General features: G+C 64.5%; 13 protein-coding genes, 1 pseudogene and 1 riboswitch. Of the genes and pseudogenes, 4 read left to right on the top strand and 10 right to left on the bottom strand.

The features are described 5' to 3' along the window. Positions 1 to 70: 70 nt before the first annotated feature. On the bottom strand, positions 71 to 646 hold the full coding sequence (locus KY494_RS16105) for a TMEM165/GDT1 family protein (protein ID WP_219137016.1): 576 nt from the start codon (positions 644 to 646) through the stop codon (positions 71 to 73). A 9-nt stretch (positions 647 to 655) separates the two neighbouring features. Continuing rightward, positions 656 to 837: riboswitch (yybP-ykoY riboswitch) on the bottom strand. 145 nt (positions 838 to 982) lie between these two features. On the opposite strand from KY494_RS16105, the gene KY494_RS16100 reads away from it, so the two are divergent. From KY494_RS16100 to KY494_RS16090, 3 genes are all read left to right on the top strand, one after another. After that, positions 983 to 3,364, top strand: coding sequence for a M1 family aminopeptidase (locus tag KY494_RS16100; protein ID WP_219887497.1), 2,382 nt, complete (start codon positions 983 to 985; stop codon positions 3,362 to 3,364). 118 nt (positions 3,365 to 3,482) lie between these two features. Continuing rightward, positions 3,483 to 5,342 carry a M1 family metallopeptidase gene (locus KY494_RS16095; RefSeq protein WP_219887496.1) on the top strand — a complete coding sequence of 620 codons (1,860 nt, stop codon included), beginning with the start codon at positions 3,483 to 3,485 and terminating at the stop codon, positions 5,340 to 5,342. A gap of 22 nt (positions 5,343 to 5,364) precedes the next feature. After that, positions 5,365 to 7,002 (top strand): serine hydrolase, encoded by a 1,638-nt coding sequence (locus tag KY494_RS16090; protein ID WP_219887495.1) that lies wholly within the window; start codon positions 5,365 to 5,367, stop codon positions 7,000 to 7,002. Positions 7,003 to 7,115: 113 nt separating this feature from the next. Here the strand turns inward: KY494_RS16090 and KY494_RS16085 are convergent, their stop codons facing one another. Then, positions 7,116 to 7,940 carry a class I SAM-dependent methyltransferase gene (locus KY494_RS16085; RefSeq protein WP_219887494.1) on the bottom strand — a complete coding sequence of 275 codons (825 nt, stop codon included), beginning with the start codon at positions 7,938 to 7,940 and terminating at the stop codon, positions 7,116 to 7,118. Positions 7,941 to 8,020: 80 nt separating this feature from the next. Beyond that, a complete protein-coding gene (locus tag KY494_RS16080) occupies positions 8,021 to 8,680 on the bottom strand; it encodes a pyridoxamine 5'-phosphate oxidase family protein (RefSeq protein WP_219887493.1) in 660 nt (219 codons plus the stop codon). 106 nt (positions 8,681 to 8,786) lie between these two features. Here KY494_RS16080 and KY494_RS16075 point away from each other — a divergent pair. Continuing rightward, positions 8,787 to 10,285, top strand: a pseudogene (locus KY494_RS16075) (PLP-dependent aminotransferase family protein). Positions 10,286 to 10,300: 15 nt separating this feature from the next. Here the strand turns inward: KY494_RS16075 and KY494_RS16070 are convergent. Genes KY494_RS16070 through KY494_RS16045 form a run of 7 tightly spaced genes read right to left on the bottom strand, consistent with a single transcriptional unit; the run spans position 10,301 to position 17,249 of the window. Further along, positions 10,301 to 11,080, bottom strand: a complete 780-nt coding sequence (locus KY494_RS16070) for a spermidine synthase (protein WP_219887492.1) — start codon at positions 11,078 to 11,080, stop codon at positions 10,301 to 10,303. Positions 11,081 to 11,084: 4 nt separating this feature from the next. Further along, entirely contained in the window at positions 11,085 to 11,198 is a 114-nt protein-coding gene (locus KY494_RS30170; RefSeq protein ID WP_375143360.1) for a hypothetical protein, read from the bottom strand. A 36-nt stretch (positions 11,199 to 11,234) separates the two neighbouring features. Further along, the gene (locus KY494_RS16065; RefSeq protein WP_258194271.1) at positions 11,235 to 12,539 is read right to left on the bottom strand and encodes a PAS domain-containing sensor histidine kinase; all 1,305 of its coding nucleotides are present in this window, start codon (positions 12,537 to 12,539) and stop codon (positions 11,235 to 11,237) included. A gap of 14 nt (positions 12,540 to 12,553) precedes the next feature. Next, positions 12,554 to 13,906, bottom strand: a complete 1,353-nt coding sequence (locus KY494_RS16060; RefSeq protein ID WP_219887490.1) for a sigma-54 dependent transcriptional regulator — start codon at positions 13,904 to 13,906, stop codon at positions 12,554 to 12,556. A gap of 28 nt (positions 13,907 to 13,934) precedes the next feature. Continuing rightward, positions 13,935 to 15,170 (bottom strand): ABC transporter permease, encoded by a 1,236-nt coding sequence (locus KY494_RS16055; protein WP_219137026.1) that lies wholly within the window; start codon positions 15,168 to 15,170, stop codon positions 13,935 to 13,937. A gap of 30 nt (positions 15,171 to 15,200) precedes the next feature. After that, on the bottom strand, positions 15,201 to 16,511 hold the full coding sequence (locus KY494_RS16050) for an ABC transporter permease (RefSeq protein ID WP_219887489.1): 1,311 nt from the start codon (positions 16,509 to 16,511) through the stop codon (positions 15,201 to 15,203). A 9-nt stretch (positions 16,512 to 16,520) separates the two neighbouring features. Then, complete coding sequence (locus tag KY494_RS16045; protein ID WP_219887488.1) at positions 16,521 to 17,249, bottom strand: ABC transporter ATP-binding protein; 729 nt, start codon at positions 17,247 to 17,249, stop codon at positions 16,521 to 16,523. Between the last annotated feature and the right edge of the window lie 20 nt (positions 17,250 to 17,269).

Here is a 17,269-nt window from a genome sequence, read left to right as displayed (position 1 = left end):
TGCCCACGACTCAAGAAAGCGCGCTGACCGTTCAGGATCGGCGCGCCGGTATGCATGTTGCCGACATTGGTCAGAAGCCCAGAGCCGCGCCCGCGCCCAGCAGGGTTGCCACGCCCAGCACGGCAAACACCAGTGCCGCGACGCCGTGTACCAGGCGCAGCGACACGCGGTTGGCGATCTTGTCGCCCAGGTACACGGCCGGCACGTTGGCCAGCATCATGCCGAAGGTGGTGCCCAGCACAACAGAGACAATGTCGTGGTAGCGCGCCGCCAGCGCCACGGTCGCCACCTGCGTTTTATCTCCCATTTCCGCCATGAAGAAGGCGATCAGGGTGGTCAGGAAGACGCCATACTTGGCCAACTTCGTTTCGTCTTCGTCGAGCTTGTCGGGGATCAGGGTCCAGGCCGCCATCGCCAGGAAGGACACGCCGAGTACCCAGCGCAGCACGTCGGGCCCCAGCATGCTGGTGATCCAGGCGCCGACGGCGGCGGCGAACGCGTGGTTGGCGATGGTGGCGACGAAAATCGCCAGCACGATGGGCAAAGGCTTGCGGAATTTGGCGGCCAGCAAAAAGGCCAGGAGTTGGGTTTTGTCGCCGATTTCAGCGAGACCGACGATGCCGGTGGAGATGAGGAATGCTTCCATGAGATTGCAAGAGGTACGCGGGCCGGACGAATTAACCAATGATCCACGGGCGACTCCGGCCCATGCGGCCGCCCTGGATCAATGGTCTCGTCAAGTTCTGCAACCACCTGCACCATGGCCTGCGGGCCAATTATGTTGATACAGGTTCCCGCGGCAGGACCGCGGGACGACTACTCCCCAATGTTCGAGGCGCATCATACGCCAATGCCCGTGCCGGCGCCAGTGCCGCCGGGGCATGGCACTGGCTGGTGTGTGGGACTTCCACAACAATGAGCGATTTGCAAACAGACTCGACTTAGAATGCAGTCTGTCCACCACTTCCAGATGGAATGCGCCATGCCGGTCCTTGCCCGCTTGCTTGCCCTGTGTTTGACCTTGTTTGCTCCCTTGCCCGGCCTGTGCGCCGCCGCGCCCTTCGACGACAAGTTCCGCCAGCTGGAAGAATTGCTGCCCACGCCGAACAGCTACCGCACGGCGTCCGGCGCGCCCGGCCACGCCTACTGGCAGCAGCGCGCCGATTACGTGATCCGCGCCACGCTCGATGAAGCGCGCCGCGAAATCACGGCCAGCGAGCAGATCACCTATCACAACCGCTCGCCGGACAGCCTCGCGTATCTGTGGCTGCAGCTGGACCAGAATGGCTTGCGCCAGGATGCCGACCAGCGCCGCGTCCTGAGCGCGCCGTCGCGCCAGGCCTGGCTCAGCGGCACTGAAGAGGAAGCGCTGAAATTCGAAGACTTGCGCGCCCTCCATGCGGGGCGCGAATTCGACGGCGGCTTCAAGCTCACCGCCGTGAAAGCGGCCAGCGGCAAGCCGCTGCCGTATGTCGTCAACCAGACCATGCTGCGCATCGATTTGCCGGTGGCGCTGGCGCCCGGCCAGAGCATCAGCTTTGGCATCGACTGGTCCTATCAAATCAATGACCAGAAGGTGCTGGTCGAGCGCTCCGGCTATGAATATTTTGAAGACGACAAGAACACGATCTTCCAGATCGCACAGTGGTTTCCGCGCATGGCCGCGTATTACGACGCCGTTGGCTGGCAACACAAGCAATTCCTCGGCTCCGGTGAATTCACGCTGGAATTTGGCGACTACGAACTGTATCTGACGGTGCCGGGCGACCATGTGGTGGCCGCCACGGGCGAACTGCAAAATCCTGCCAGCGTGTTGAGCGCGGCGCAGCGCGAGCGCCTGGCGCGGGCGAAAAACAGCAATACGCCGCTGCTGGTGATTACGCCCGCCGAAGCGCTGGCGGCGGAAAAGGGCAAGCCAGCGGGGATGAAAACCTGGCACTTCAAGGCGGTCAATGTGCGCGACGTGGCGTGGGCGTCGAGCCGCAAGTTTATCTGGGATGCACAGGGGCTGGATAGCGGCGGCAAGCGCGTGATGGCCATGTCGTATTATCCGAACGAGGGCAACCCGCTGTGGCAGCAGTACAGCACGCGCGCCGTCGTGCACGCGATCGAACAGTACAACAAGTACAGTTTCGACTATCCGTATCCGAACGCGATTTCCGTCAATGGCGCCGTGGGCGGCATGGAGTATCCGATGATCGCGTTCAATGGCGGGCGTCCCGTGAAGGACAAGAAGACGGGAGCGCTGACCTATTCGAAGACGGCAAAATATGACCTGATCGGCGTGATCATCCATGAAGTGGGCCACAATTATTTTCCCATGATCGTCAACTCGGACGAGCGCCAGTGGACGTGGATGGACGAGGGCCTCAATTCCTTCCTGCAGTACCTGGCCGAGCAGGCGTGGGAAGAGCATTTCCCCTCCTGGAATGGCGAGCCGCGCAAGATCGTCGACTACATGCGCAGCCAGAACCAGGTGCCCATCATGACCAATTCCGAGTCCTTGCTGCAGTTCACGGCGAACGCCTACGACAAGCCGGCCACGGCGCTCAACATCCTGCGCGAGACCATCCTCGGGCGCGAACTGTTCGACTTCGCCTTCAAGCAGTACGCCTTGCGCTGGAAGTTCAAGCGCCCGACGCCGGCCGACTTTTTTCGCACCATGGAAGACGCTTCCGGCACCGACCTGGACTGGTTCTGGCGCGGCTGGTTCTATACCACCGACGCGGTCGACATCAGCATCGACGGCATCAGCGAATATGGCGTGAGCACGAAAAATCCCGAGATTGAGAAGGCGTGGAAGAGGGCGCAGAAGGCGGCGCAGCCCATCTCGATCTCGGACCAGCGCAACAAGGCGCTGCCGAAGAAGGTGGATACCGATCCGGCGTTGCAGGATTTCTATAACCGGCACGATGAATTCACGGTCACCAACAAGGACCGCAACAGCTATGCGGAAGAGCAGGAAGCGCTGGAGCCGTGGGAGAGGAAGCTGCTGGAACAGCGCAACATGGGCAAGCATCTGTACCTGGTCGATTTTTCGAATCTCGGCGGCCTGGTGATGCCGCTGATCCTGGAAATCGAACTGAAAAGCGGCAAGAAGATCATCGAACGCGTGCCGGCCGAAGTGTGGCGCTATGCGCCGCACAAGATCAGCAAGGTCATCGTCACCGACGAACCGATGGTGGGGCTGGTGCAAGACCCGTACTGGGAAACGGCCGACATCGACACCAGCAACAATAGCTGGCCGAGAAAAATTACGCCGTCGCGCCTGGAACTGTTCAAGCAGGACCGGGACAAGAATAACCTGATGAAGGATTTTAATACGCCGCTGAAGGCACCCGAGGCCAAGGCAGAAGCAAAATAGGAAAACAGCGCCGGCCAGTCCGGCGCTTTTTTCTGCCGGCCTGCGCCGGAAGTGCTATTCTGCGCGACGCCCCGGCGCACACGGACCGGGGCTTTCGCAAATCATTCAAAAGACGACCATGCAAACTTTGACCTTCCTGCGCGCGCTGGGCTGTGCGCTACTTTGCCAGGTGACCCTGGCAGCGCACGCCGATCCCCTCAGCTACGCGCGTTACGACCAGGTGCGCACGCGCGACCTGCAGCTGGACCTGAAAGCCGATTTCAAGCAAAAGACCTTGAGCGGCTATGCCGAGCTGTCCTTGAACTGGATCGACCCGGCGGCACGCACCCTGGTGCTCGATACGCGCGATCTGTCGATCGCGAAAGTGCAGGTGCAGGACAAGCGCGGCACATGGCAGATGGCGTCGTATCAGCTGGACAAGGCCGACCCGGAAAAGGGCCAGGCGCTGCGCATCACCACCACGGGCCAGCCGGGCAAAGTGCGCGTCTACTATCACACGGCGCCAAACGCCATCGCGCTGCAGTGGCTCACGCCGCAGCAAACGATGTCGGGCAAGCTGCCTTTCATGTTCAGCCAGTCGCAAAGCATCAACGCCCGCTCGTGGGTGCCATCGCAGGATACGCCGGCCGTGCGTTTTACCTACAGCGCGCGCATCGATGCGCCAGCGGGCATGCGCGTCGTGATGAGCGCCGAGAATGACGACAAGGCGACGGGCAAGGGCGGCTGGAAATTCAGGATGCCGCAGCCGATTCCATCATACCTGCTGGCGATCGCCATCGGCGAACTGGAGGTGCGCAAGCTCGGCCCCCGTTCCGCCGTGTATGCGGAACCGCCGCGCATCAAGGCGGCCGAATACGAGCTGGCCGACACGGAAAAGATGATCCAGGCAGCCGAGGCGCTGTACGGCCCGTATGGATGGGGACGCTACGACATGATCGTGCTGCCGCCATCGTTCCCCTACGGCGGCATGGAAAACCCGCGCCTGACCTTCCTCACGCCGACCATGATCGCGGGCGACCGCAGCCTGGTCGACCTGATCGCGCATGAACTGGCCCACTCGTGGTCGGGCAATCTGGTCACCAACGCGTCGTGGAAGCACATGTGGCTCAACGAAGGTTTCACCACCTACGTCACCACGCGCATCGTCGAGCAGCTGTATGGCAGCGAAGTGGCGCAGATGGGCGTGCAGGTCGACCAGGAAGAACTGGCCGCCTCGATCCGCGAATTGCCGGCCGCGAAAACGGCGCTGATCACGCGCGATGCGGATGCCAACCCGGCGGAAACGTATACGGACGACGGCATCATCTACCCGAAGGGCGCCTGGTTCCTGGCCACCATGGAGCGCCGCGCCGGCCGTGCCGTGTTCGATCCTTTCCTGCGTGGCTGGTTCGACCAGCATGCGTTCCAGAGCGTGACGACGGAGCAGTTCATCGCCTACCTGCGCAAGAACCTGCTGGCACAGCATCCGGACGTGATGCCGCCAGCGGAACTCGATGAATGGCTGTATGGCACGGGCGTGCCGGCCAGCGCGCAGCGCGTCGTCTCGCCGCGCCTGGCGCTGCTGGACCAGCACCGCGACGCCTGGCTCAAGGGCGAGCTGTCCACCAAGGACCTGGGCATGGACAAGTGGATCGCCATCGAATCGATGCACTTCCTGAACGACATCAACAACAAGGCCAGCGCGGCGCAATTGCGCGAGCTGGACCAGGTCTACGGCGTGGGCAAGAGCGGCAATAATGAAGTGGCTTACCGCTTCTACCTGGCATCCGTGAATGCCGGCTACGACGTGCACCAGCCCTTGCAGGCATTCCTGATGAGCGTGGGCCGCCAGAAGTTCGTCGTGCCCCTGTACGGCGCCTTGATGAAGACGCCGCAGGGCCACGCCTGGGCGAAGGACGTATATGCACAGGCGCGTGAACGCTACCACCCGGTGACGCAGGAAAGCGTCGATAAATTGATGGCCGCGCAAGCGCATTGAACCTTTCTTGGACATCCTGAACATGCATACCATGAACCGCCTCGCCGCCGCCATCGTGCTGGCGTTTTCCAGCGTCACCGTGCCGGCGCTGGCATTTGACGCCGCTCCCGTCGTTGCCGCTGCTTTGGCCCCCGCGCCTGCCTTTGACCTGGACCGGGACGTGAACAGCGCCTTGAAGATTTTCGACGTGCCCGGCATGGCGATCGCCATCGTCAAGGATGGTAAAGTCGTCACCGCCAGGGGCTTTGGCGTGCGCAAGCTGGGCGAACCGGCCGCCGTCGACGCCAAGACGCTGTTCGAAGTGGCATCGAACTCGAAGGGTTTCACGGCCGCCGCGCTGGCCATGCTGGTGGACGAAGGCAAGCTGGCCTGGGACGATCCCGTCACCAAACATTTGCCCGGCTTCCAGATGCACGATTCCTACGTCACGGGCGCCATGACCATCCGCGACTTGCTGACGCACCGCAGTGGCCTGGGCCTGGGTGCGGGCGACTTGCTGTGGTGGCCCACCACCACGTTCAGCACGGACGAGATCATCGAGAAGCTGCGCTACATCCGTCCGGCCACGAGTTTTCGCAACAGCTATGCCTACGATAATCTGCTGTACATCGTGGCCGGCAAGATCATCGCCGACAAGGCGGGCAAGAGCTGGGGCGAGGCGATGCATGAGCGCATCCTGGCGCCGCTGGGCATGACGGGTACCACCACCAGTCTGGCGGAAAACGTGGGTAATCCCGACGTCGCCAATGCGCACAGCAAGATCGACGGCAAGATCGCCGCCGTCAAGTCGATGCCGGTGCCGAACGCCGTGGGCGCCGTTGGCATCAACACGAATGCGGAAGATATCGCCAAGTGGATGATGGTGCTGCTCGACGAAGGCAAGATCGCCGGCGTGAAGGACAAGGATGGCAAGGACGCGCGCCTGTTCAGCGAAAAGCAGGGCCGCGAAATGTGGACGGCGCAAACGCCGATCAAGATTGCCGAGCCGAAGCCAGAGCTGGCCGCCACAAAACCGAACTTCAGCGCGTATGGTCTTGGCTTCCAGCTGCGCGACTACAAGGGCATGAAAGTGGCCATGCACGGCGGCGCGCTGCAGGGCTTTTATTCGCGCGTGGTGATGGTGCCGGAAGCGAAACTGGGCGTGGCCATCCTCACCAATGCGGAAAATGGCGGCTCCATGACGGCACTGCAATGGCGCATCCTCGACCATTACCTGCAGGCGCCGGCGTCGGACTGGCTGGCGCTGGTGGCCAAGGTGGAGCAGGACCAGCATGCCGAAGAAGTCAAGAAGCAGGGCAAGGCATCGAGCGCGCGCGCGGCCAAATCGCAGCCATCGCTGCCGCTGGCGGCGTATGACGGCGAGTATGAGGACGCCTGGTATGGCAAGGTCGTGATCAAGCCGGAAGGGAAAAAACATATCCTCAGCTTCACGCGCACGCCGGACCTGACGGGCGAGCTGGAACACTGGCAGCACGACACCTTCATCGTGCGCTGGAAGGAGCGCAATTTCAACGCTGATGCCTACGTGACGTTCTCGCTCAATCCCGATGGCAGCATCGACCGGGTAAAAATGGCGCCCGTGTCGGCCGAGACGGATTTCAGCTACGACTTCCAGGACCTGAGCCTGGCGCCGGTGAAACCGAAGGAAACAAAGAAATAAAGCGGTAGGTCGGGTTAGCGCGCAGCGCGTAACCCGACGCCATCACCGCCGATGCCATCACCGGCGCCAACGATGTTGTCGGATTACGCGCGGCGTTGCCGCGCTAAGCCGACCTACTTGACGAACTTCAAGGTCATGCGGTCGCTCTCGCCGATGGCCGTGTATTTGGCCCGATCCACATCCTTGTTGGCATACGTGGGCGGCAGTGCCCAGACGCCGCCCTGATGGTCGGCATGGTCTTTCGGATTGGCGTTGATGTCCGACTTGGCCGCCAGCTTGAAGCCCGCGTTTTCCGCCAGCTTGATCACATACGCTTCGTGCATGTAGCCGCTGCTGGCCGTGGCATCTTGTGCCTTGCCCGCCGGCAGGCGGTGCTCGACGACGCCGAATACGCCGCCCGGTTTCAGGCTGTCATACACTTCCTTGAACAAGGTCTGCATGCCTGCTTCGCCGATGGGTATCCAGTTGTGGATATTACGGAAGGTGAGCACCATGTCGGCCGTGCCCTTGGGCGCGATGCGGTAGGTGGTGGGCGGCGCGAAGGCGCCGATTTCCACCTTGCCGAAAGCGGCGGGATTGGCATCGAGTTTTTGCTGGAAGCGCGCCGCGCCACGGCGTGCGCCTTCGCTGGCGGATTGAGGATCGTTGCCGGCGGCGATCAGCTTGCCGTTGTCGCGCAGGTAGGGCGCCAGGATTTCCGTGTACCAGCCGCCGCCGGGCGCCAGCTCCACCACCGTCATGCCCGGCTTGATGCCGAAGAACGTCAGCGTTTCATACGGGTGGCGGGCGCTGTCGCGTAGCGCGTTGGCAGGCGTGCGGGCGTTGCCGGCAATGGCCGCCTTCAAGGCCGCGTCGCTGCTGTCGGCCGCCAGCGCCGCGCCGCTGCCGCCGCAGGCCAGCATGACCGTCAGGGCCGCGGCCAGGGATACTCGCTTCATCATCATCTGCTCCATTCATGAGTGGGTCGATTGGTGGCGATCGCCATCAACGCCGATCATCGGGCAAGCACGCTGGCCGGTCAAGCGGATTCCGTACTCCATGCGGCGGCATACGCGGGCATGCCGCTGGTATTGAGCGCATCGGCGATGGCCGCGCCACGGCCGTGCGTAAAAGGCAGTTCGCCCGTCCAGACGACGTGCGCCATGTCGCCCGCGTCGTCGAGCGGGCCACCCTTGCGCTGCTTGACGGCGCATTCGTCGAGCGCGATGCGCAGCACGGTGGTGGCCGCGTATTCCTTGGCGCTGCCGCCGCGCACGTGCGCCAGGCGTCCCGGCGCCAGCTTTTCCATCAGCGCATCCATGGCCGCATGCTGCGGGCCGATGTCGCTCACCTTGTCAAACCGCCCGTAGACCATCGCCGAGCGGTAGTTCATGGTGTGATTGAAGGCCGAGCGCGCCAGCACCAGGCCGTCGAGATGGGTGATGGTCACGCACACGTCGGTGTCGTTGACGAGTTGCTTGAGCATGCGGCTGCCGTTCGAGCCATGGATGTACAGGTGGCCATCGATGCGCCAGCAGGCGGTCGGGATGCAATGGCTGCCCTTGTCGTCGCGGAAGGCGATATGGCACAGGAAGGCGGCGTCGACGATGGCGTACACGGTGGCTTGCTCGTAGCTGGCCAGTTCGGCGACGCGGCGCACGCGGGTACGGGGGCTGGGAGGAAGGGCGACAGCGGTCATGGCGGGAATCCGGTTGGTTGAGGAAACAGGCCGCACTATAATCGGCATCTGGCCCTGAAAAAAGATCCAGAAGTTAGAAATAATTTGGAGCCATAACGGGAGTCGCATGGATTATGCATTGCTGCTGAACGCTTTCGAACGCACGCACCGCGAGCGGGGCTGGCCGCGCCAGCGCCTGCTGCATGAATGCCTGCGCGCGGCGATCCGCGGTGGCCAGCTGGCTCCAGGTACGCGGCTGGCCGCCACGCGCGTGCTGGCGGCCGAACTGGGGCTGGCGCGCAATACCGTGCTGTACGCCTACGAGCAGCTGGCCAGCGAAGGTTTTGTCTTGCCGGACCGGCGCGGCACCGTGGTCGCCGGCAACGTTGGCCAGCCGGTGGTGGCGCCACCGGCCGGCAGCAACGATGGCTTGTCGCGCCGCGCACAACATTTGCGCGGCGTAGCGGGACAGGACAGGAATGCGACGGTGGTGTTTCCCGCCGACGCGATGGGGGCGTTCGCGCCTGGCGTGCCGGCGCTGGACGAATTCCCGCTGGCGCAGTGGCGGCGCATGCTGGACCGCGCGTGGCGCACGCTGACGCCGCGCCAGCTCAATTACGGCGACCCTGCCGGTGAGCCGCAGCTGCGCATGGCCATCGCCGACCATTTGCGCGCCGCGCGCGGCGTCGTCTGCGATGCGGGCCAGGTGTTCATCACGGACGGCACGCAGAGCAGCCTCGATGTGTGCCTGCGCGCCTTTGCCGACCAGGGCGACACGTTGTGGATCGAGCACCCCGGCTATGGCGGCGCGCTGGCGGCGGGGCGTGGCGCCGGCCTGCAGGTGACGGGCATCGCGGTCGACATGGATGGCATCGCGCCGACGGACGACGACTGGAACGCGGCGCCGCCGCGCCTGATCTACACCACGCCGTCGCACCAGTATCCGACTGGCAGCGTGCTCAGTCCCGCGCGCCGCATGGCGCTGCTCGAACGTGCCCGCGCCGCCGGCGCCCTGATCATCGAAGACGATTACGACAGCGAATTTCGCCATGGCGGCCCGCCCCTGGCGGCCCGCCCCTGGCGGCCATGCAGGGACTGGTGGCCGATGCGCCCGTCGTGTATCTGGGCACGTTCAGCAAGACCATGTTTCCGGCCTTGCGGCTGGCATTTATCGTCGTGCCGGCAGGGCTGGCCGGGGCCTTCGCGCAGATGCAGGCGCAGGGCGCCACAAGGGGGCGCGTGGCCGAACAGCTGGCGCTGGCCGAGTTCCTGCGCAGCGGCCTGTTTGCGCGCCATGTGCGTCGCATGCGCCGCCTGTATTGCCAGCGACGCGACGCCTTGAGCGAGGCATTGCAGCGCCATGCGTGTGCGGGCGCGGTCATCCATGGCGGCACGGCCGGCATGCACCTGGCGCTGCGTTTTCAAGACGTGCAATGGGATGACCTGGCGTTGAGCCGCCGCGCCGCGCAGGACGGCATCGTGGCGCTGGCGTTGTCCGCGCATGGCACCGGCGACAGGATGGGGGAAGGTGCGGGCTGGAACGGTTTCCTGCTCGGTTATGCGCAGGTGCCGGCCGAAAACATGGACGGCCTGGCGCGCCGCCTGGGCGCGCTGCTGCCGGTGTGAGGCGGCGCTACTGCCTTACTGCTGGTCCTGCATCCACTGCTTCAAGCCGTTGACCCAGTTCTTGGCAGGCAGGTTGAATTGCTTCTTGATGGTGGCGGCGCGTTCGTACAAGTCGCTGAAATCGAGCGATGGCGATTTTTTGAAGGCCAGCACGACGATGTTTTCATCTTCCGTTTCCGGCACCCAGACGACGGCGTCGAAGACCAGTTCCATCGCCTGCAAGTTCTTGTCGTAGTTGGGGAAGTCGCCGAAGACATTCGTGCACATGATGCCGTCGTCCGTCAGGCAGTCGAAGCAGGCCTGGTAGAACTCGGGCGTGTCGAGCACGGGGCCGCGCGCCTCTTCGTCGTACAGGTCCACTTGCAGCGCGTCGACCGTGCCATGGTTGGCCGGGTCGAGCACGAAATCGAGTGCATTCATTTCACGCACGTCGAGACGCGCGTCGTTCGGCGGCAGCGCAAACTGGGCGCCGCAGATGGCGATCACGTTCGGATTGAGTTCGATGGCCGTGACCGTGGCGTCGGGGAAGCGGCGGTAGCTGAATTTGGTCAGCGCGGCGCTGCCCAGTCCCAGCTGCACGATGCGTTTTGGCTGCGTCTTGAACAGCATCCACATCATCATCATCTGCACGTATTCGAGCTCGATGGCATCGGGTTTGTCCAGGCGCATGGCGCCCTGCACCCACTTGGTACCCAGGTGCAGGTAGCGGATGCCGCGGTGTTCGGTGGTGGTGGCGGGCGGGTGGCCCGGGTGGCTGAAAGCGGTATGGCTGGTGGAGATAAAGTCGGTCGTCATGGCGTCAGTGTAGCAGCCACATGAAAAAAGACGCCGCAGCGTCCTTTGGGAGGGGAGCGCAAGATTGCTTGCGGCGCCGCGCCAGGAAGCCCAGCAGGCCCAGGCCGGCCAGCAGCATGGCATACGTTTTTCGGTTCGGCAACCGGGATCAGGTTCAGCAGGGAAGAATCAATGTCACCGCCAGTCCACCGCCTTCGCGGTTGGCCAGGGTGATGCGTCCGCCATGCGCTTCGGCGATTTCGCGCGTCAGGGCCAGGCCCAGTCCCGTTCCGCTGCGTTTGGTGGAATAAAACGGCACCAGCGCGTTTTCCAGCACGGCGCCGCTCATGCCCGGCCCCCGGTCGCGCACTTCGATGCGCAGCTGGCCTTGCGCCTGGCTGACGTGCAGGCCGATATGCTGGAGCTTGGAGCCGGACTCCAGCGCATTCTTGAGCAGGTTCAGCAGTGCCTGCTGCATTTGCGCCGCATCGAACACGGCGGCCTGCGCGGGCGGCGGGCCGTCGAGCGTGAAGGCCGCTTGCGAAGCCAGGCTGTCGAGGAAGGGTTGCCACTCGCATGGCGCCAGGCGCGGCGCGGGCAGCTTGGCAAAGCGCGCATAGCCGAGGATGAAGGTTTCCAGGTGGCGCGTGCGCTCTTCGATGGTGGCGAGGATTTGCGGCAGGCGCTCCGTCTGGCCGCGGCGTACCAGCTCGGCGCCGGAATGGGCCAGCGAGGCCAGTGGCGCCAGCGAGTTGTTGAGCTCATGGCTGATGACGCGGATCACCTTTTTCCAGGTCTGCACTTCCTGGCGCCGCAGTTCCAGGGTCAGTTGGCGCAGCAGCAGCAGTTCATGCTTGCGCCCGTTCAGGCTGAAGCTGCGCCGCGCCAGGTGATACACCTCTTCCTGTTCCCCTTCGCCGCTGGTAAACAAGCCGTCGTTGCGGCGCGCCAGCGCCTCGGCCAGGGCCGGCGCCGCCTCGCGCACGATGTCGGCCAGGTGGCGTCCTTCGAGCCGGCGGCCGTGGTGCAGCAACTGGCGCGCGGCCAGGTTGGCGTAGACGATGGCGCTGCCCTCGGCCACCAGCAGCATGGCCACCGGCGTGTTTTGCACCATGGTGTCGAGCAGCAGTTCGCGCTGCACCAGGTCCAGGCGCTGCTTGCGCAGCACGTCGCCGAGCGCATTGTGGGCCGCCACCAGGTCGGCCAGTTCATCGTTCTGCGGCCAGCGCAAGCTGAAGCCGAAGTCGCCGTCCTGGTAGCTGGCGACCGTGCCGCTCAAGGCGCGAAACAGCGACAGCATCGATTGCAGCTGCGCGCGGATGGTAATGACGGCCACCGGCAGCACGCACAGCAGGGTGCCCGCCAGTACCAGCAGCGGCTGGCCTGGCAAAAAATGCGCGAGCAGCAGAGCGATGACGATGCCCAGCACCAGCAAGGTGACGATCAGCGCCGTCCAGCGCGTCAGCAGGGAGAGGCGCATGGGACGGTAGGCCATCAGCCGCGCGCGATACCCAGGCGCTCCATGCGCCGGTACAGCGCCTGGCGCGACAGGCCCAGTTCCTGCGCAGCCTGCGCCACCACGCCGTGCGCGCGCGCCAGGGCGGCAACGACGCTGTCGCGGTCCGGCTCCGCCGCTGCGCCATCCTGCGGCACGCGCAGCGATGGCGCAGCCGCCAGCGGCAAGCCCGTTTCCAGCGCGCCGATCACCGGGCCGGCCGTCAGCAGGCTGGCGCGCTGCATCACGTTTTTCAGCTCGCGCACGTTGCCCGGCCAGCCGTGCGCCAGCAGGGTCGCCTGCGCCTGCGCGTCCAGGGTTTTTTCGCTGCCCAGGAAATGCCGCGCCAGTACCAGGATGTCCAGCGGGCGCTGGGCCAGCGGCGGCAGGCGCAGTTCGATCACGTTCAAGCGGTAGAACAGGTCTTCGCGAAACGTGCCGGCCTTGATCATCGCCGGCAGGTCGGCGTTGCTGGCGCTGATGACACGCACTTTCACTTGCCGCTCGCGGTTCGAGCCGAGGCGCTCGAAGCGTCCCGTTTCCAGCACGCGCAGCAGTTTCATTTGTCCGGCCAGCGGCAGGTTGCCGATCTCGTCGAGGAACAGGGTGCCGCCGTCGGCCGCGTCGAACTTGCCATCGCGCGCGCGCGTGATGCCGGTATAGGCACCCGCCTCGGCGCCGAACAGTTCCGCCTCGATCAGCTCCACCGGCACGGCGCCGCAATTGAGCACGACGAAGGGACCGCTGGCGACTTGCGAATTGGCTTGCACGATGGCGGCGATGCGTTCCTTGCCGCTGCCGTTCGGCCCTGAAATGAGCACGGGCACGTCGGCGCGCGCCACCTGGCACGCCAGGTGCACCACTCTTTCGGTGGCCGGGTCTTGCCACACCATGCCGCGCAAATCGAAGTCGTGTTCCAGGGCGTGGCGCTGGCGCCGCTCGGCCACCACGCGCTGGCGCAGCGCGCGGTTGGCCTGTCCCAGTTCCAGCAGGTTCTGCACGCTGGCGATCAGGCGCCGGTCATCCCATGGCTTGGCCAGGTAGTCGGCCGCGCCGGACTTGATCAGGTCGACGGCCGCATCGAGCTGGGTCCATGCCGTCAGCAGGATCACGGGCAGGTCCGGGTAGCGCGCGCGGATGGCGTGGAACAGCGCGCTGCCTTCCTCGCCCGAGGTGGTGTCGGCCGTGAAGTTCATGTCCTGCACCACCAGGTCGATGGCGTGGCGCTCGAGCAGCTGCAGGCCTTCCTCGGGCGAGGCGGCGCGCACGGCGTCGATCTCGTGCAGGGAGAACAGCACGTCGAGCGCGATGGACACGGCGGCATTGTCGTCAATAATCAGTACGGTAGGCATGCGCGCAGCATATCACTCAGGTGCCGGCTCAGGTACTGCGGGTGGCAGTGGCCGGCGAAATACTGGCCGCGCGCCATGCCGGGCCGTACACGGCGCCCAGGCCCAGCAGCCAGAAGACGGCCGCGCCACCCAGCAGGTAGGGCAGGGGCAGGCGCGCCATTTCCAGCTGGCTTACCAGCAGCTGGTTCAGCGCCAGGGCCAGCAGCACGCCGGCAGCCACGCCCACGCTGGTGATCATGAAATTCTCCGTTAAAAAATAGCGCAGGATGTCGACGCGGCGCGCGCCCAGTGCGCGCCGCACGCCGATCTGCTTCCTGCGCTGCGTCACCCACAGGCTGGCGATGCCGACGATGCCGCTGGCCGTCACCAGCAGCAGCAGGGCAGAGACCGTGATCAGCATCCACGACATCGCGTGGTCGGCGCGGTAGCGCGTGTCGCGGTCTTCATCGAGCGTGCGCAGGCGCAGGATCAGCTTGTCCGGCGTGGCTGCGCGGATGGCCTGCTCGGCTTCCTTCATCACGCGGTCGCGCTGGCCCGCTTCGGCACGGATGGTCAGCAGAGTATCGCCGTCTCCCGTCAGGCGTACGGGAAACAGCACCGAATACTCTCCCTTGTCACCCACTTCCGCACCCTGGCTCTGCAGCCGCTCGACGACGCCGACGACTTGCAATTGCTGCGCTCCTTCGCCGGTGCCCAGGAAGAGGGGCATGCCCAGCGCACTGCCGCCACCAGGGTGGATTTTCTCGGCCATTGCCCGCGTGACGATGACTTGCGGGGGGAATTCTTCCGTCACGTTCTGGTCGATTTCGACGATCTCGGCTGGCGTGAAGTCACGTCCTTCCACCAGCTTCAGCCCCCAGGTCTTGATCAGCGAATCGGGCGTGATATACACGGCGGCAATGGCGGAACTATTTTCCTGCTTGCGGCTGGCGGCGAAGCCGCTGTTGCTGCCGCTGCGCGACAACGGCACCTGGCTCACCTGCGCTACCGAGACGACGCCCGGCACGGCGCGCGCGGCCGCGGCCAGGCGCTTTTGCAGCGCGAGTTCTTCGTTGTGACCCAGCGGGCGCAGGTTGCGCGCCAGCAGGTGGAAGACGTCGCCCTCCGCCGCCACGCCGCTGGGTCGCGCCGCCACTTCCTGGCGCACGTTGACGATATGCAGGGCATTGGCCAGGATGGCCAGGCTCAGGGCTACTTGCACGGCGACCAGGATGGCGCCGGTTTTGCTGCGCATCAGCGCAGACAGGATGGGTCGAATTTCCATGGTGTTCCTATTCGTGTGCGGTCGATTCTGTCATTGGGATTTGAGCTGGATGGCCGGCGTCACCTGGCAGGCGCGCCAGGTCGGCAGCAGGCCCGCCAGGATCGCCGCGGCCACCGAGATGACGAAGGTCATGGCCAGCATCACCCAGTCCATGTGCGCGGCGACGGTCAGCTGCTTCGACTGCATGCCGATCAGTGCCAGCGCACCGAAGGACAGCAACAGTCCCAACATGCCGCCGGCCAGGCCGATGACGGTGGTCTCGACGAGGAACTGGCGGAAGATATCGCTGCGCGAGGCACCCAGTGCGCGGCGGATGCCCACCTCGGCGGCGCGTACCGAGAACTTGGCCAGCAGCAGGCCGATGGTGTTGACCAGGCACAGGGCCAGAAAACCGAAGGCCAGCCAGGCCGACAGCTTGTTGTCATTACCCACCACGCGCAGGTGCACCAGCCATTCATCGATGCTGAACAAGCGGTTGGGCGCAGCGCGTTTCAGGCGGCCCAGCTTGCGCTGCTCCTGCGCATAGCTGTCGAGGTAATTTTGCAGTTCGCCGCGCTGGCCGTCGTTGGCCATCTCGAACCAGAACTGCATCCACGTGCATTCCGAATCGAGCGTGCCCTGGTAGCCCGGCTCCCGGTTGCCGCTGCAGTTCATGCTGCCGTTATGGCTGGTCTGGTGGCGGATCGCACTGGTAAACGGGATGAAGTAACTGTCCTCGCTGCCGAAGGCGCCGCTGCCGATGATGCGATGGATGCGCGGCACCGGCTCCCATTTGTCGAGCACGCCCGTGATCTGGTATTGGAAGCCCATGAGCGTCATGCGCTGGCCCACAGGATTGCTGTCGCCGTACAGCTTTTCCGCCAGCTTGCGCGACAGGACGATGACGTCGGCACCGGCGGCATCGTCGGCCTCGCTCCATGGCTGGCCATGCAGAAAGGGCGTCTCGAACATGGGAAAGAAATCGCGGTAGGCGGCCAGACCTTGCGACGTGAAGGCGCCGATGTCCTTGCGCTGCGGCTCGATGGCACCGCCCACGCCGAACATGACGCTGCGCCGCTCACCCATTTTGCTGTTCTGGAAATTGACGGCGTCGCGGTAGCTGAGCTGCTTGTCGCCCGATGCATTTCCCGGCGTATAGCCGGAGAGGGAGCCATTGTCGACCAGCGGCACGAACATGCGGCCATTCTTGTGCGGCAGGGGATTGCCCGACATGACATGCAGGATGGTCAGGGTAGAGATGCTGGCGGCCACGCCGATGGCCAGGGTCAGCACCATCAGTGCCGTCAGGGCTGGGTTGCGGCGCAGGCTGCGCAGGCCGAGCAGAAAGTAGTACTGGAACATGGGCGATCCTCAGACAGTGGCGGCGTTGCTGCCGGCCTTGGCCTGGCGGCTGGCCAGCGATGGCCCCTTGTGCGCCAGGTCCGACACCTGGCCGTCGATGATGTGCACATTGCGCTGGCTGCGCAGCGCCAGTTCGGGATCGTGCGTGACCATCAGGATGGTGGTGCCTTGCGCGTTGATGTCTTCCAGCAGTTCCATCACGCCGCGCGCCATCTGCGTGTCCAGGTTGCCGGTCGGTTCATCGGCCAGCAACAGTTTGGGCGAGCCGGCCAGCGCGCGCGCGATCGCCACGCGCTGCTGCTGGCCGCCCGACAGTTCGGCCGGATAGTGTTTCATGCGCGACGCCAGGCCCACCTTGGCCAAGGCATCCTCGATGCGTTCGCGCCGCTCGGCACTGTTGAAGCCACGATAGCGCAGCGGCACGTCGACATTGTCGAACAGCGACAGGTCGGGAATCAGGTTGAAGCCCTGGAAGATGAAGCCCAGTTTTTCGTTGCGCAGGCGCGAGCGGGCATTGTCGTTCATGCCCTTCACGTTAACGCCGTCGAGGATGTATTCGCCGTCGGTGAATTCTTCCAGCAGACCAGCGATGTTCAGAAAGCTCGTCTTGCCGGAGCCGGAAGGGCCTGTGACGGTGACGAATTCACCTTGCTTGACGTGGATGTCGAAGCCGCGCAGCGCGTGCGTTTCGATCATGTGGGTGCGATAGACTTTGTTCAGATTTTGCATGCGCAGCATGGCGTGCCTCTTTCTAGGAT

Origin of the sequence: Janthinobacterium sp. PAMC25594 (assembly GCF_019443505.1) — a bacterium.
Lineage (GTDB): Bacteria > Pseudomonadota > Gammaproteobacteria > Burkholderiales > Burkholderiaceae_D > Janthinobacterium.
This window is presented reverse-complemented; position numbering and strand designations above follow the sequence as displayed.

Coding starts and splice junctions, on each gene's coding strand:
- KY494_RS16060 (WP_219887490.1), bottom strand. CDS start 13,906: ATGCCTACCGTACTGATTATTGACGACAATGCCGCCGTGTCCATCGCG.
- KY494_RS16105 (WP_219137016.1), bottom strand. CDS start 646: ATGGAAGCATTCCTCATCTCCACCGGCATCGTCGGTCTCGCTGAAATC.
- KY494_RS16045 (WP_219887488.1), bottom strand. CDS start 17,249: ATGCTGCGCATGCAAAATCTGAACAAAGTCTATCGCACCCACATGATC.
- KY494_RS16050 (WP_219887489.1), bottom strand. CDS start 16,511: ATGTTCCAGTACTACTTTCTGCTCGGCCTGCGCAGCCTGCGCCGCAAC.
- KY494_RS16070 (WP_219887492.1), bottom strand. CDS start 11,080: ATGACGACCGACTTTATCTCCACCAGCCATACCGCTTTCAGCCACCCG.
- KY494_RS16065 (WP_258194271.1), bottom strand. CDS start 12,539: ATGCGCCTCTCCCTGCTGACGCGCTGGACGGCGCTGATCGTCACCTTG.
- KY494_RS16095 (WP_219887496.1), top strand. CDS start 3,483: ATGCAAACTTTGACCTTCCTGCGCGCGCTGGGCTGTGCGCTACTTTGC.
- KY494_RS30170 (WP_375143360.1), bottom strand. CDS start 11,198: ATGCTGCTGGCCGGCCTGGGCCTGCTGGGCTTCCTGGCGCGGCGCCGC.
- KY494_RS16085 (WP_219887494.1), bottom strand. CDS start 7,940: ATGAAGCGAGTATCCCTGGCCGCGGCCCTGACGGTCATGCTGGCCTGC.
- KY494_RS16100 (WP_219887497.1), top strand. CDS start 983: ATGCCGGTCCTTGCCCGCTTGCTTGCCCTGTGTTTGACCTTGTTTGCT.
- KY494_RS16080 (WP_219887493.1), bottom strand. CDS start 8,680: ATGACCGCTGTCGCCCTTCCTCCCAGCCCCCGTACCCGCGTGCGCCGC.
- KY494_RS16090 (WP_219887495.1), top strand. CDS start 5,365: ATGCATACCATGAACCGCCTCGCCGCCGCCATCGTGCTGGCGTTTTCC.
- KY494_RS16055 (WP_219137026.1), bottom strand. CDS start 15,170: ATGGAAATTCGACCCATCCTGTCTGCGCTGATGCGCAGCAAAACCGGC.